Raw genomic sequence first — 14,484 nt, 5'->3', positions numbered from 1 at the left:
GTTATCCATCAGAAACGACAAATAAAAACGGGACCTGAGAGTCCCGTTTTTTATGCCTTAGCGATGAAGGCGATAGAATTGTGTGCTTCGCAGCTGGGCCAGTCTGATATCACCAGCCCGGCGCAAATTAGCGTGAACGGAAGACGATGCGGCCTTTAGACAGATCGTAAGGAGTCAGCTCAACTGTCACCTTGTCGCCGGTCAGGATACGGATGTAGTTTTTGCGCATTTTGCCAGAGATGTGTGCAGTCACTACGTGACCGTTTTCCAGCTCAACGCGGAACATAGTATTAGGTAGTGTATCCAGTACAGTACCTTGCATTTCGATTACGTCTTCTTTTGCCATTGAATCCTCTTAGGCTACCGTGCCTTGCATCTGATTGGGCCGGATAATGCCTTGAAACTGTTTAAGTGTAAAGTTCAGGCCCGCAATTTTACCCTTGCTGCTGCCCTTTGTCAGCTTTTGTTGCAAACTTCGTTCCTTTTAATGAGGCAGAGGCAGGGAGGAGTAAAGTAAGACGCTTATTGCCATTGGCCCTGAATCAGCTTTTGGTAAGGTCTGAAGCGGGTTTTATAGTTCATCGCAGGACAGTCATCAATCTGGTATCCGGGATAGAGCCAGCGCCGTCCGGTATCCCGGCAATACTGGATTTGCTTCAGTACGCAGAGCGTTCCCAGCGATAACGGGGAGTTCGGTTCGAAGAAGGTATAGACTGCGCTCAGTGCCAGGTCAAAAAAATCGGTGACGGCGACAGCCAGCAATTGCTGATCCTGATAGAGGTGCAAAAAACGGGTTTCCATCCAGTTTGCCTGGCAAAACTCAAAAAACTGCTGTCTGCTGGCCGGATACATGGCCCCGTGCGCATGTCTTTCCCGGATATATTGCTCATAGAGAGGGAACCAGCCATCATCAAGCTGGGTTTTGAATTCTGCCCGAAAGCCATTGAGCTGTTTTAACAGCCTTTTCTGGCTTTTGCTGGGAGTGAAGTTGGCACAGTCAACGCGAAGGGGAGTACAGGCCTGGCACTGGTCGCACATAGGTTTATAAACGGCCTGACCGCTGCGACGATATCCGCAGCCAAGCAGAGCGCCGTAGCCAGAAGTCGTTAGCCAGCGATGATCAATAACCACGCCAAGTTGCTCTTTTTGCTCTGGCAAATAACTGCAACTGATTTCCGGAGTAAAGCCTAAACGTATCGTGGGAAGACTCATGATAACCTACTACGCAATGACCTGGGGCGAATAACAACCTGACTTAAGTATGGCGCATCTCTGTTGTCCTAAGGTTTGCAAAAATGCGTCACGAGGGACATCTTGCGCGCCCAGAGAGGCGAGGTGCGAGTTCATAATCTGACAGTCAATCAGGCTGCCGTGATGTGCGCTGAAATGCCGGCAGAAATGCCAGAAAGCAATCTTGGAGGCATTGTCGGCGAGCGAAAACATGGATTCACCGCAAAAGACGGTGCCCACGCTAATACCGTATAAGCCGCCAACAAGCTGGTCGTCATGCCAGACTTCAACGGAATGGCAGTGACCCTGGTTATGTAAGTGCTGATACGCTTGAATCATGGCGGAAGTGATCCAGGTGGCATCAACCCCGCGGCTGTAAGCGCATTTCTCTATGACTTGATGACAGGCATGGTTCAGAGTGACCTGATAGCCTGATTTGCGGTAAAACTTCTTCAGACTCTTACTTGGCTGAAAAATCTCTGGCAGGATAATCGCTCTGGGAGACGGGCTCCACCATAACAGGGGCTCACCTTCAGCGTACCAAGGGAAGATGCCTTGCCGGTAAGCATGAATAAGTCGCTGGGCACTGAGATCACCACCAAATGCCAACAGGCCATTGGGATCATCCAGCGCCGTGCTCGGATGGGGAAACTGTAAGTCGACTGAGTCGAGCTCAGGCAAATATATAGCCATATAAATACAATGTAGGTGGAGAATATCAGTATGAGAAAGTGGTTATGGTTCGTTTTACTGTTTTCATGTGTGTCGCAAGCCGCGCCTTATCATCGCAATCAGGCGCGACCAGTCAATCAGGTTGTTTTCGGCCAGCTGGAAACAGTACGTTATATTACCCAGCAGCAAGTGGTCAACTCTGAACATAACGGCTGGCAGACTTTATTGGGTGCAGTGGTGGGCGGTTTGATCGGCAATCAGTTCGGCGGAGGTCATGGCCGTGAGGTGGCGACCACGGTTGGTGCTTTGGCAGGCGCTGGGGTTGCCTATCAAAAGCAACATCTTGGCCAGTCAATCCGGCAGTACAAATTGGTGGAGCTGTTGATAAAAACGGAGGAGGGTAAGCTGGTGGATGTGATTCAGGATATAGATCCGAACATGCTGTTTCAGTCAGGTGATAACGTCCGGATTCTCTATTTTGACGAAGGGGTCAGAGTTGACCGCACTTATCCATAGCCAGAACGAGTGAGCTTGAACGAGAAAAAGGCGCTGGAATCGCTCCAGCGCCTTTCTGCAGCCTGGGTTAAACCCTACGGCACAGTTCAGCGTAACGCCCGTTCAGGGCCATCAGGGATGCGTGATCGCCACGTTCTATGATGTCGCCCTGATCCATCAGGCATATCTGATCCATTTGCTCCAGCCCGACCAGACGGTGGGTAATGAAGACCACTGTTTTATCCGGCATATGCTCGAACAGCAAAGACAAAATCTGTTGTTCAGTCCGGCGGTCCAGCCCTTCGGTCGGTTCATCGAGCAGTAAAATGGGGGCATCATGCAAAAGCGCCCGGGCGATACCCATACGGCGGCGTTCGCCCCCGGAAATTTGCCGGCCCCCGTCACCCAGCCAGGTATTCAGGCCGTTACCGTCCAGCAGTTTCTCCAGTCCGACTTTGCTCAGTACGGCGGTCAGTTCGCTGTCGGTTGCATCCGGTTTGGCTAATTGCAGGTTATCGCGAACTGTGCCGTTAAAGATATCGACACGCTGACTGACCACACTGACAGCATCACGCAGTGCTGCTTCCTGCCAATGAGACAGCGGCGTACCATCCAGTGTGATCTCGCCTTGCTGCGGGTCCCAGTTTCGGGTCAGCAATTGCAGCAGGGTTGATTTACCACAGCCCGTGCGTCCAAGCAGCGCCAGTTTTTCACCGGCTTTGAGCTCAAGCGTGACATGGTTGAGCACGGATTGTTCGCTGCCGAAGTAGCTGAAGCTGACGTCTTGGATTTTGATCTCGCCCCGGATACGGGCTTGATGTCCCTGAGGATCAAACTGTGTGTCGGGCGTGGCATGAATAATGTCATTCAGGCGTCTGGCCGAGGAGAGCGTTTGTCCCAGATACTGGAAAGCCCCGGCAACCGGCATCATCAGCTCAAAGCTGGCCATCGTGGCAAAAGCCGCCAACGCAATCATAGGATCGGGCGTGCTGCCCCCCACACCGTCAGCCGCTAACCACAGCATGAGTACCAGAGACCATCCGGTGGCCAGCAGTAACATCGCATTTGCCATCCCGGTCAGGCTGGCCATGCGGCGTTGTGCCAGCAGCAGCTGACTTTGTTCATTCAGTGTCCGCTCTCTGTACGCGGGCTCTGCGTTAAACAGTAAGAGCTCGGCCTGGCCTTGTAACCAGTCGAGCAGGCGTATTCTGAATCCGGCTTTGGCCATCGTCAGGGTTTCACCGTGTTTCTTGCCCAGCTTGTAGAAAATAACCGGCAGAGCAAGCATCAAAGTGAACAGCAAGCAACCGAGTACCAGGCCAAGTGCGGGGTCAAACCAGGCCAGAAAGCCACTGATCGCCAGTATACCAATCACCCCAATCACTAAGGGGCTGATCAGCCGCAGGTAAACGTGGTCCATAGCATCCACATCAGCAACCAGGCGGTTGAGCAAATCGGCGTCGCGCAGATTGGTCTGACGGCCGGGAATGAGCGGAATGAGCTTACGGAAGAAGAAAATGCGCAGGTCGGCCAGCAGCTTAAAGGTTGCATTATGGCTGACAACACGTTCCCCCCACCGGCCAGCGGTACGGGCGATGGAAAAACCGCGCACACCCGATGCAGGCAACATGTAGTTGAAGGTTTCACGGGCGATCGTCATACCCGCAACGGCAGAAGCGGCAAGGAACCAGCCAGACAGTGTCAGCAGGCTCATGGCTGCCAAAAGGGTCGCCAGACCCAGCAACATCCCCAGAGTCAGGCCAAACCAATGACGACGGTAGAGTTTAATGTAAGGGATTAAATCACGCATCGAGATCCCTCTTATCCGTGTGTGACAACATGTCTGCGAGTAAGCCTTCGCGGCTGATCTGGCTGAAATGGCCTTGTTGAACAATCTGGCCGTTTTCCAGCACCAGCACCTTATCCATACGGGTCAGCTGGTCGAGACGGTGGCTGATCATCAGGGTCGTCTGGCCTTGGGTGGCCTGATTAAGGCTCTGTTGCACCAGGTGTTCGCTGTTAGCATCCAGGCTGGCGGTGGGTTCATCGAGCAGCCAGAAACTACCGTTCTGAAGCAGGGCACGGGCGACAGCCAGTCGCTGCGCCTGACCCACGGACAAACCGGCTGAGCGGTCACCGACCGGATGATCCAAGCCCCGTTCCAGATGCTGAATAAACTCACTGGCGAAGGCATTGTCCGCCACTTGCCGGACATGCTCGTCAGCAGCATTTGGGTTACCCAGCATAATGTTATCGCGAATGCTGCCGTGAATCAGCAGCGGGTTTTGGCCCACCCAGCTGATCGCCTGCCGCCATTGGGCCGGGTCGATATCGCGCAGTTCAGCACCATTGACCTTGATGCTGCCTTCATAGGGCAAAAACCCCAGCAGGGCATTGAACAGGCTGGTTTTACCGGCACCACTAGGACCAACCAAAGCCACTTGTTGTCGGGCATCAATCTCAAAACTCAGCGGGCCGGCCAGTACCTGCCCTTGCGGGCTGAGCACTTTCACGTCGGTCAGACTGATGCGGATGGTCTCGGGAGAGGGCAGTGGTTGCTCACCCTGGCTCATGTTGTCGGCTTGGGTATTGAGGAAAGTCACGATAGATTCTGCCGCGCCAATGGCTTGTGCCTTGGCGTGGTAATAGGTGCCCAGATCTCTCAGCGGCTGATAGAACTCAGGCGCCAGCAGCAGAATAAAGAAACCGGTGAACAGAGTGATCGGCAGGCCATAATGGCCGAAGTCCAGTTCGCCAATGAAAGAAAAACCAAAGTAGACCGCGACCAGTGCGATGGAAATGGCTGTAAAAAATTCCAGCACGGCGGATGACAGGAAGGCCATGCGCAGTACTTCCATGGTGCGTTTGCGCAGTGTGTCGGCGGCCTCATGCAGGTTTTCGGCTTCGGCGTCTGCACGATTGAACAGTCGCAGGGTGGCCAGGCCCTGCAGGCGGTCATAAAAGTGGCCGGACAAACGCTGCATGGCAGTAAAGTTGCGGCGGCTTGCATCGGCAGCACCCATACCAACCAGCGCCATGAATAAGGGAACTAACGGCGCTGTGATCAGGAAAATCAGACCGGCAGCCCAGTTAAACGGGAATACCGCCACCAGGATGACGACCGGGATCAGGACAGACAACGCCATCTGAGGGATATAGCGGGCAAAGAAATCCTGCATTTCTTCGACCTGTTCCAGAATCAGGCTGGCCCATGAACCGGCGGGGCGACCTTTGATAAACGCCGGGCCAAGCTGATGCAGTCGCTGGATGATCAGCTGACGGATGTGCAGGCGGATATGCTCTCCGCACCGGTATCCCGCCACTTCTCGTGCCCAGCTGCAGGCGGCACGCAGTGCAACCACAGCAATCAGGCCGACAAAATGCGGGATCAGCTGCTGTTTGTCTGTGTGTTCGATGATCAGCTGCTGCAAAATGTAGGCGAGCAGTCCGGCCTGGGCAACCAGGAGAAGTCCCGACAGGAATCCCATGCCGACACTCAGCATGAGCCAGGGTTTGGCGAGCTTGCTTTGCGATTTTAACCATCTGGTCAATTCGCGCTGTAATTGTTTATCCATTGTTTAAAGTAGCGCTGTATGGTTGGTCAAATTCTGGTTTCCCAAAGGGGAAGGCAAAAAAGGCCGCGGTCGATTGCCGTGGCCGTAGTTTCAGTTTTTACTTGCTGTTTAACGCATCAAGATAGCGTTCTGCATCCAATGCGGCCATGCAACCTGTGCCGGCTGAGGTGATCGCCTGACGGTAGACGTGATCCATGACATCTCCGGCAGCAAATACACCAGCAACGCTGGTTTGTGTGGCATTGCCTTCCAGGCCGGACTGGACTTTGATATAGCCATTTTCCATGGCCAGCTGACCGGTAAAGATGCCGGTGTTCGGTTGGTGGCCAATCGCAATGAACACGCCCATCACGTCCAGATCTTCCGTGTTATCAGACTGGGTTTCTTTCAGGCGCACACCTGTCACACCCATGTCATCACCCAACACTTCTTGCAGCGTGCGATCGGTGTGCAGGACGATATTACCGTTGTGGACTTTGTCCATCAGGCGATCGATAAGAATTTTCTCGGCGCGGAAGGTGTCACGTCTGTGAACCAGATGCACCTCAGACGCGATGTTGGCCAGATACAGGGCTTCTTCTACAGCGGTATTACCACCGCCGACGACAGCTACTTTCTGGTTACGGTAGAAAAAGCCATCACAGGTTGCGCAGGCAGAGACACCGCGGCCCTGGAAAGTTTGCTCAGATTCCAGACCGATATATTTAGCCGACGCGCCGGTGGCGATGATCAGTGCGTCGCAAGTATATTCACCGTTATCGCCTTTCAGATGGAAAGGACGCTGGCTGAAATCGGTTTCGTTGATGTGATCGAAAATGATCTCAGTATTGAATTTTTCAGCATGCGCTTTCATGCGGTCCATCAGTGCCGGACCTGTCAGTCCTTCCGCGTCGCCAGGCCAGTTTTCAACTTCTGTCGTCGTGGTAAGCTGGCCGCCTTGCTGCATGCCAGTAATCATGACTGGATTGAGATTGGCACGGGCCGCGTAAACTGCTGCCGTATAACCGGCGGGGCCAGAACCTAGGATGAGTAGTTTACTGTGTTTTGCGTTACTCATTGTTTCTCCAGACTTAGTCAGCGTCACTTATCAATAAGGCATCGATTGTAGGGAAAATGCAGGCGTAAGGAAAGAGCAGACCATAGCTGTTCAGGAAACTCAACGAAAAAGCGCCGGAAACTATGTTTTCAGCGCTAGAGGCAGCGACATGCAACAGGCGCACTTTAGTGCATGCTCAGGGCAACCATCGGATCGGTATAGTGAAGGTTAAAGGCTTCAGCGACTTCGCGACAGGTCACTTTGCCGTGGATGACATTTAAACCGGCCAGAAATCCGGGGTCATCCCGTAACGCCTGCTTATAGCCTTTACCGGCCAGACTGATGATATAGGGCAGCGTGGCATTGTTGAGCGCAAAAGCTGACGTTCGCGCCACTGCACCGGGCATATTGGCGACACAGTAGTGCACGACATTATCCACTATAAAGGTCGGATTGGTATGTGTGGTCGGATGAGAGGTTTCAAAACAGCCGCCCTGATCAATCGCTACATCAACAAGGCATGAGCCGTGCTTCATAGCTTGAACGTGCTCGGCCGTGATGAGTTTAGGGGCGGCCGCACCGGGAATGAGCACCGCGCCGATAATCACATCGGTATCCGGCACCAGACGGTCAATCAGATCATCCGTCGAGTAGCGCAGCTTCACTTTGCCCTGAAACTCGCAGTCCAGCGCCCGTAGCGTATCCAGGTTACGATCCAGTACAGTGACATCGGCCCGCATTCCTACCGCCAGACGGGCGGCATTGGAACCCACAACACCACCACCTAATATGAGGACTTTGGCCGGTTCTACACCGGGTACGCCGCTGAGCAGCAAACCTCTGCCGCCGCGGGAATTTTCCAGTGTTTGCGCCGCGGCCTGAACGGACATCCTGCCCGCCACTTCCGACATGGGCGCCAGTAATGGAAGCCGGCCTTTGTTGTCTTTTACCGTTTCATAAGCAATACAAATAGATTTGCTCTGAATCAGATCCTTTGTTTGCTCATAATCAGGGGCCAGATGCAGATAAGTGAACAGAATTTGCCCTTCGCGAAGCATGGCTCTTTCGACGGTCTGGGGTTCTTTTACTTTAATAATTAGCTCTGATCTGGTAAAAACTTCTGAAGCAGTCGAAAGAATCGTTGCTCCGGCAGATTGATAATCTGCATCGGACAACCCTATACCTGCTCCGGCCTGGGTTTCAATCAGTACCTGATGACCCAGCGAAACCAGTTCTCTGACACTACTGGTAACAAGGCCAACACGGTATTCGTGGTCTTTGATTTCTTTAGGCACACCGATGATCATGCTGTGCTCCTTGATCTATGTAGCAGGGTTAGCTATGGACAAGGTTGAAATGACAGAGCTAATGGCAGTATAGTTTGACTAAAAGAGTATTTGATACTAAATAACTAGTAGATGTAGTATATTTTTTTGCAAGGAAGTAAATAGGTGGAATAAAAAATGGTAGATACCAAAAAGAAACCCTCCAAGGAGTTGGATCGCATCGACCGCAACATTCTGAACGAACTTCAGAAGGACGGACGAATTTCAAACGTTGAGTTGTCTAAACGTGTTGGATTGTCTCCAACTCCTTGTCTGGAGCGTGTACGTCGCCTGGAGCGCCAGGGGTACATCAGTGGCTATACTGCGCTGCTGAACCCGCAATATCTGGATGCCTCTCTGCTCGTTTTCGTTGAAATTACCCTTAATCGTGGTGCGCCCGATGTCTTTGAGCAATTTAACCGTTCGGTTCAGGAGCTGGAAGATATTCAAGAGTGCCATCTGGTGTCGGGCGATTTCGACTACCTGTTAAAAACACGTGTATCGGATATGTCTGCATACCGTAAGCTGCTGGGTGAAACCCTGCTGCGCTTACCGGGTGTAAACGACACCCGTACCTATGTGGTCATGGAAGAAGTGAAACAGACCAATAACCTGGTGATCAAAACGCGTTAATTGGCCCGGAGCCAGTCTGATTTCAATCAATACCAAGCGGCCTTGCGCCGCTTGTTTCGTTTTTGTGGCAGTCATACCGTTTTTTGTCTCAATTGCTGAAAAAGTCAGCATCCCATCATCTATTTGACATTGGGATGAATTATTTGTGTTATCAACCAACTACAATTACAGCTTGTTTGGTGGGGCCAAGCGTGCAGCGGGAGCGCGCAAAGTGAATGAAAGTGTCAACGGGCGTGCATTCTGTGTTGTTCACATCATTTTCCTACTTTGCTCCCACATTTTCTCAGGCAGGTAACATTACCTGCTAAGTGGTATAAAATAGGCCACAATGCCCAAGCCCCTTAACGTGGCCTGGGTGACATATATGTCAAACGCACATTCAGCTGGGTCACACACAGGACGTTGATTACCCCCGGCTTACAGCCAGTATTAGCAAGACCGGAGAGAGTTTTTGAGGAAAGTTAGAGGCAAAACTCAGCCTATACGCCTGTCAGGCGGACAGCGCCTGCTGGAAAGTTTTTTGATCATCGGCATTCTTGCCGCTGTGTATCTCATGGTTGCCCTGGTCAGTTTTAATCCGGCCGATCCGTCCTGGTCACAAACGGCCTGGCAGGGGACGGTGCAAAATAAAGCCGGTGCATTTGGTGCCATGGTGGCCGACACCGCCTTTTTCACTTTTGGTTCGCTGGCGTACCCTTTGCCGCTTGTTATGCTGGGAGTGACCTGGATCATGTTCCGTCGTCGCGGCGAACGGGAAGCGGCGGACTACATGATCTACGGCACCCGCCTGTTAGGCTTGCTGTTACTGTTTTTGACCAGTTGTGGCCTTGCCGATCTGAACTTTGATGATATCTGGTACTTTTCCTCCGGCGGTGTGATTGGCGATGTGGTCGCCAACCTGACGCTGCCGTTGTTTAGCCTGCTTGGCACGACGCTGGTTCTGATGTTTTTATGGGCGGTGGGGTTTACCCTGCTGACCGGTATTTCCTGGCTGCGCGTGGTGGACGGCATCGGTGAGACAACCTTAGGGATGCTAGGCTGGCTGCTCAACAGAATCCGCGGCGAACAGCCGCAGACACTGACGCCATTTGCTGCTGATATTCCGGACGAAAGCCAGACGGCTTATGCCGCCAGGCTGACGCACAATCCGAACGAGACAGAGATTGACGAGGATGACGTATTACTGCGTCGTTCAGAACGGATTGCCTATACCCCAACGCCGCTGGCTGACACTCAGGTTTCGGATACGGCTGCCGAGAAACCCGCCCAGATCAATCAGGCTCGTCCTGAGGTTAAACCGCCGCCGGTACACGCGACTGTTCGGTCAGAGCCAGCCATTGTGATGCCGGAGCGCAACAAGCCCGCAGCTGCCTCAGCCAGTCAGCCGCTGGGATCCAATCCGGATATCGCTGGCGTGACGATTGCAGACTTGCAGTCCCAGCTGGCTGAAAATGATGATTACAGCGTGTATGCTGCCGAATCGGATGACGCCCAGGCCGGCACTCCCGCTGACAGTCTTGATCAGCCTGTTCAGGAGCAGCCGGCTTACGATAGGGTCGATGAACCCGCGATTGGCGATCTGTCCCTGGTCGGTGAAGCGCCTGTGATGTCCGAGTACGAATCTGCGCCTGAGCAGGAGTATACGGTCGCTGAATCTGATGATGATATGCCCTGGGAAGACGACCCCATGCCGGCTGCGGATATTGAGATCGGTGTCCACGATGGCATGTCTGAGCTGGAGCGTGCTGGCATAGCCTCAGAAACTGAGGGAGAGGCCGATGACGTTGATGACGAGGAGTCAGATGAAGACGCATTCCAGCGCAAGATTCGCGAAGCGCAGCAGGCACAGCAGCAGCAGGCCTACGCGGCGGGACTGGATAATCCGTTCCTGGTGAAAAAAGACGTCGATTTGCCTAAACCGACCTCACCGATGCCGACTTTGGATCTCCTGCAGCCACCGACGCAAAATGTGCAGCCGACCAGCGAAGAAGAATTAAAAAATACCGCCCGTCTGGTGGAATCTAAGCTGGCGGATTACAAAATTAAAGCCAAAGTGGTCGGGATTTATCCCGGTCCGGTGATCACGCGCTATGAGCTGGATTTGGCACCCGGTGTCAAAGTGAGCCGAATCTCAGGGCTGGCAAAAGATCTGGCCCGTGCCTTGTCTGCCTATGCGGTGCGCGTGGTGGAAGTGATCCCGGGTAAGCCTTATATCGGTCTGGAACTTCCCAACGAGAGCCGCGAAACCGTGTATATGTCTGAAGTGCTGGGCAGTGAGCGCTTTATGAACATGCGCGGTCCGCTTCCGATTGTGCTGGGTTATGACATTGCCGGTGAGGCGGTTGCCGCTGATTTGAGTAAAATGCCTCACTTACTGGTGGCCGGTACCACAGGTTCGGGTAAGTCTGTGGGGGTCAACGTGATGATCCTCAGCCTGCTGTACAAATGTAAGCCAGAGGATTGCCGTTTCATCATGATCGACCCGAAAATGCTGGAATTGTCTATTTACGAGGGCATTCCGCATCTGCTGACCGAAGTCGTCACTGACATGAAAGACGCCGGGAATGCGCTTCGCTGGTGCGTGGGGGAAATGGAACGTCGCTACAAACTGATGGCCGCGGTAGGGGTGCGAAACCTGGCCGGTTACAATGCCAAGCTGAAAGAAGCGGCTGCCGCCGGGCACCCGATTCACGATCCGCTGTGGAAACCTGGCGATAGTATGGACGAACATCCACCGCTGTTGGAGAAAATGCCAAGTATTGTGGTCATAGTGGATGAGTTTGCCGATCTCATGATGGTGGTCGGCAAGAAAGTGGAAGAGTTGATCGCTCGTCTGGCGCAGAAAGCGCGAGCGTCAGGGATTCACCTGGTGCTGGCGACGCAGCGTCCGTCGGTGGATGTGATTACCGGTCTGATCAAGGCCAATATTCCAAGCCGTATGGCGTTTACCGTTTCAACCAAGACAGATTCACGGACTATTCTGGATCAGGGCGGGGCAGAATCGCTGCTGGGCATGGGGGATATGTTGTACCTGCCGGCAGGTCAGAGCCACACCATCCGTGTTCACGGTGCCTTTGCATCCGATGATGATGTGCATAATGTGGTGAACGACTGGAAAGCCCGGGGTAAACCCCAGTATATCGACGGGATTCTGAACTCTGATCAGGGCTCGGAAGCCATGTTGCCAGGGGAAACCTCATCCGGTGGTGAGGATGATCTTGATCAGCTCTTCGATCAGGTCGCGGCTTTTGTCGCCGAGAGTCGTCGCGGATCCGTTTCTGGCGTACAACGCCGTTTCAAAATTGGCTATAACCGCGCCGCCCGTATTGTAGAACAGCTGGAAGCACACGGGATTGTCAGTCCTCCGGGCCATAATGGTAACCGTGAAGTGCTGGCACCGGCTCCGGCAGGAGATTGATGTATGAAGAAAAATCAGCAAATAACAAAAACCATTCAGGGCGTTATTCTGGCCGCTGCATTTTTACCGGCTCTGGCTTTTGCCAGTGCCCAGCAGGAGTTGAGCCAGCGTCTGAGTAAAGTCGATGCTTTCAGCGCCACCTTCACTCAGAAGGTCACCAGTCCTGAAGGGGATTTGCTGGTTGAGGGTGAGGGGAATGTCTCGGTTCAGCGTCCGAATCTGTTCAGATGGCATGCCGACACGCCGGATGAAAATCTGCTGGTGTCAGATGGCCGCACTCTCTGGTACTACACGCCTATGGTTGAGCAGGTGACGGCGATGAAACTGGACGATGCCACCGCGCAGACTCCCTTTGTTTTACTGATTCGTAATCAGAATCAGGACTGGGCGAAATACAACGTGGCCCAGACGGCGGATACGTTTACCCTGACGCCGAAAGATAGCGCCGCAGTGACCGGGAAGTTTGTGGTCACGGTCGGCCGGGACGGCCAGGTTCGCGGGTTTTCCGTCGAAGAGCAGGATGGTCAGCTCAGCCAGTTTCGCTTTGCCCAGTTTGCGCGTGGCAAGCAAGATCGTAAGCAATACAGTTTCACGCCACCTCCGGGTGTAGAGCTGGACGATAAGCGCTGATTGCGTTAAAAACGAGAAAGTCTTATTCAGGCGGTAGAGATACCGCCTTTTTCAGTAATGGATGGTCAGCGTGGATAATCTCAGCCTCAATTTTTCCTCGGATTTTCGCCCTCTGGCTGCGCGCATGCGTCCGCGTACGGTCGAAGAGTACATTGGCCAGCAACATATACTCGGCCAGAGCAAGCCGTTACGAAGAGCGCTGGAGGCCGGTCATCTTCACTCCATGATTCTCTGGGGGCCACCCGGAACGGGTAAAACAACGCTGGCGGAAGTTGCGGCCCATTATGCCAATGCTGAAGTGGAGCGTGTGTCGGCGGTGACCTCGGGCGTGAAAGAGATTCGTGCCGCTATTGATAAAGCGCGTCAGAATCAGCACGCCGGTCGGCGAACCATTCTGTTTGTCGATGAGGTGCACCGTTTCAATAAAAGTCAGCAGGACGCGTTTTTGCCGCATATTGAAGATGGCACTGTGACCTTCATCGGCGCGACCACGGAAAATCCGTCTTTCGAGCTGAACAATGCACTGTTATCCCGCGCCCGGGTTTATAAGCTCAAATCCCTGACGACAGACGATATTCTGACCGTCATCAATCAGGCAATGGATGACGCAGAACGCGGTATCAGGGACGACAGTCTGGCCTTTGCCCCGGGTGTGAAAGAAAACCTGGCAGCCCTGGTGAATGGCGATGCGCGTATGGCGCTGAACTACCTGGAGCTGCTGGCAGATATGGCAGAGGCACATCAGGGCAGTAAAGTCATCACCTTAGCGCTGCTGGCTGAAGTTGCCGGTGAGAAGATCACCCGTTTTGATAACAAAGGCGATCTCTGGTACGACATGATTTCCGCGGTGCATAAGTCAATTCGCGGATCCAGTCCGGATGGCGCCTTATACTGGTATGCCCGTATGCTACAGGCAGGTTGCGATCCCCTTTATGTCGCCCGCCGATTACTGGCCATCGCGTCTGAAGATGTCGGCAATGCCGATCCCCGTGGGATGCAGGTTGCGATTGCGGCCTGGGATTGTTTTACCCGCGTGGGTGCTTATGAAGGCGAAAGGGCCATCGCGCAGGCCATTGTCTATCTTGCTTCGGCACCTAAAAGTAATGCGGTCTACACTGCTTTTAATCAGGCCAAGGCGGATGCGGCCAATTTGCCTGACTACGAAGTCCCGCCGCATCTGAGAAATGCGCCGACTAAACTGATGAAAGAGCTGGGATATGGCGCCGAGTACCGGTATGCCCATGACGAGCCTGGCGCCTATGCGGCAGGGGAGTGCTATCTGCCCCCTGAGCTGCAGGGCAGGAAGTACTATCAGCCTTCAGAGCGAGGCTTAGAGAGTAAAATTGGCGAGAAGCTGGAATATCTGGCCTCACTGGACGCAAAAAGCCCGCAGAAACGCTATCAATAATCAGGCTTTTTGGGTATCGTTTATCAACTTGCGTTAGGGATTCTAACGTATTCAGATTTCAA

12 protein-coding genes are annotated in these 14,484 nt (G+C 53.4%); 5 read left to right on the top strand and 7 right to left on the bottom strand.

What is annotated here, in order from left to right:
- Nucleotides 1-127 precede the first annotated feature (127 nt).
- The 3 genes from infA to aat all read right to left on the bottom strand — a co-directional run bounded on the left by infA (nt 128) and on the right by aat (nt 1,923).
- The gene (gene infA / locus P4S53_RS19405; protein ID WP_027252769.1) at nt 128-346 is read right to left on the bottom strand and encodes a translation initiation factor IF-1; all 219 of its coding nucleotides are present in this window, start codon (nt 344-346) and stop codon (nt 128-130) included.
- A gap of 176 nt (nt 347-522) precedes the next feature.
- Entirely contained in the window at nt 523-1,212 is a 690-nt protein-coding gene (locus P4S53_RS19400) for an arginyltransferase (RefSeq protein ID WP_337113982.1), read from the bottom strand.
- Nucleotides 1,213-1,221: 9 nt separating this feature from the next.
- Nucleotides 1,222-1,923: a leucyl/phenylalanyl-tRNA--protein transferase gene (gene aat, locus P4S53_RS19395; RefSeq protein ID WP_337113981.1), complete on the bottom strand. Its 702-nt coding sequence runs from the start codon at nt 1,921-1,923 to the stop codon at nt 1,222-1,224.
- Nucleotides 1,924-1,953: 30 nt separating this feature from the next.
- On the opposite strand from aat, the gene P4S53_RS19390 reads away from it, so the two are divergent.
- The gene (locus tag P4S53_RS19390; RefSeq protein ID WP_337113980.1) at nt 1,954-2,418 is read left to right on the top strand and encodes a glycine zipper 2TM domain-containing protein; all 465 of its coding nucleotides are present in this window, start codon (nt 1,954-1,956) and stop codon (nt 2,416-2,418) included.
- A gap of 67 nt (nt 2,419-2,485) precedes the next feature.
- On the opposite strand, the gene cydC is transcribed toward P4S53_RS19390, so the two are convergent.
- The 4 genes from cydC to ald form a co-directional block, all read right to left on the bottom strand.
- Nucleotides 2,486-4,207 carry a heme ABC transporter ATP-binding protein/permease CydC gene (gene cydC, locus P4S53_RS19385; RefSeq protein WP_337113979.1) on the bottom strand — a complete coding sequence of 574 codons (1,722 nt, stop codon included), beginning with the start codon at nt 4,205-4,207 and terminating at the stop codon, nt 2,486-2,488.
- Nucleotides 4,200-5,972 (bottom strand): heme ABC transporter permease/ATP-binding protein CydD, encoded by a 1,773-nt coding sequence (cydD, locus tag P4S53_RS19380; RefSeq protein WP_337113978.1) that lies wholly within the window; start codon nt 5,970-5,972, stop codon nt 4,200-4,202. The genes cydC and cydD overlap by 8 nt, the downstream gene beginning before the upstream one ends.
- A gap of 97 nt (nt 5,973-6,069) precedes the next feature.
- On the bottom strand, nt 6,070-7,029 hold the full coding sequence (trxB, locus tag P4S53_RS19375) for a thioredoxin-disulfide reductase (protein ID WP_337113977.1): 960 nt from the start codon (nt 7,027-7,029) through the stop codon (nt 6,070-6,072).
- A gap of 164 nt (nt 7,030-7,193) precedes the next feature.
- Nucleotides 7,194-8,315: an alanine dehydrogenase gene (gene ald, locus P4S53_RS19370; RefSeq protein WP_337113976.1), complete on the bottom strand. Its 1,122-nt coding sequence runs from the start codon at nt 8,313-8,315 to the stop codon at nt 7,194-7,196.
- Between the two features lie 156 nt (nt 8,316-8,471).
- On the opposite strand from ald, the gene lrp reads away from it, so the two are divergent.
- The 4 genes from lrp to P4S53_RS19350 all read left to right on the top strand — a co-directional run bounded on the left by lrp (nt 8,472) and on the right by P4S53_RS19350 (nt 14,422).
- Nucleotides 8,472-8,966, top strand: a complete 495-nt coding sequence (gene lrp / locus P4S53_RS19365) for a leucine-responsive transcriptional regulator Lrp (protein ID WP_027252761.1) — start codon at nt 8,472-8,474, stop codon at nt 8,964-8,966.
- A 451-nt stretch (nt 8,967-9,417) separates the two neighbouring features.
- A complete protein-coding gene (locus P4S53_RS19360) occupies nt 9,418-12,384 on the top strand; it encodes a DNA translocase FtsK (RefSeq protein WP_337113975.1) in 2,967 nt (988 codons plus the stop codon).
- A 33-nt stretch (nt 12,385-12,417) separates the two neighbouring features.
- Complete coding sequence (lolA, locus tag P4S53_RS19355; protein WP_442958696.1) at nt 12,418-13,014, top strand: outer membrane lipoprotein chaperone LolA; 597 nt, start codon at nt 12,418-12,420, stop codon at nt 13,012-13,014.
- Between the two features lie 70 nt (nt 13,015-13,084).
- Nucleotides 13,085-14,422 carry a replication-associated recombination protein A gene (locus tag P4S53_RS19350; protein WP_337113973.1) on the top strand — a complete coding sequence of 446 codons (1,338 nt, stop codon included), beginning with the start codon at nt 13,085-13,087 and terminating at the stop codon, nt 14,420-14,422.
- Nucleotides 14,423-14,484 lie beyond the last annotated feature (62 nt).

Source organism: Photobacterium sp. Hal280 (assembly GCF_037162255.1).
GTDB lineage: Bacteria > Pseudomonadota > Gammaproteobacteria > Enterobacterales > Vibrionaceae > Photobacterium.
Note: the sequence above shows the minus strand (reverse complement) of the source record. Positions and strands in the feature narration are given on the sequence as shown.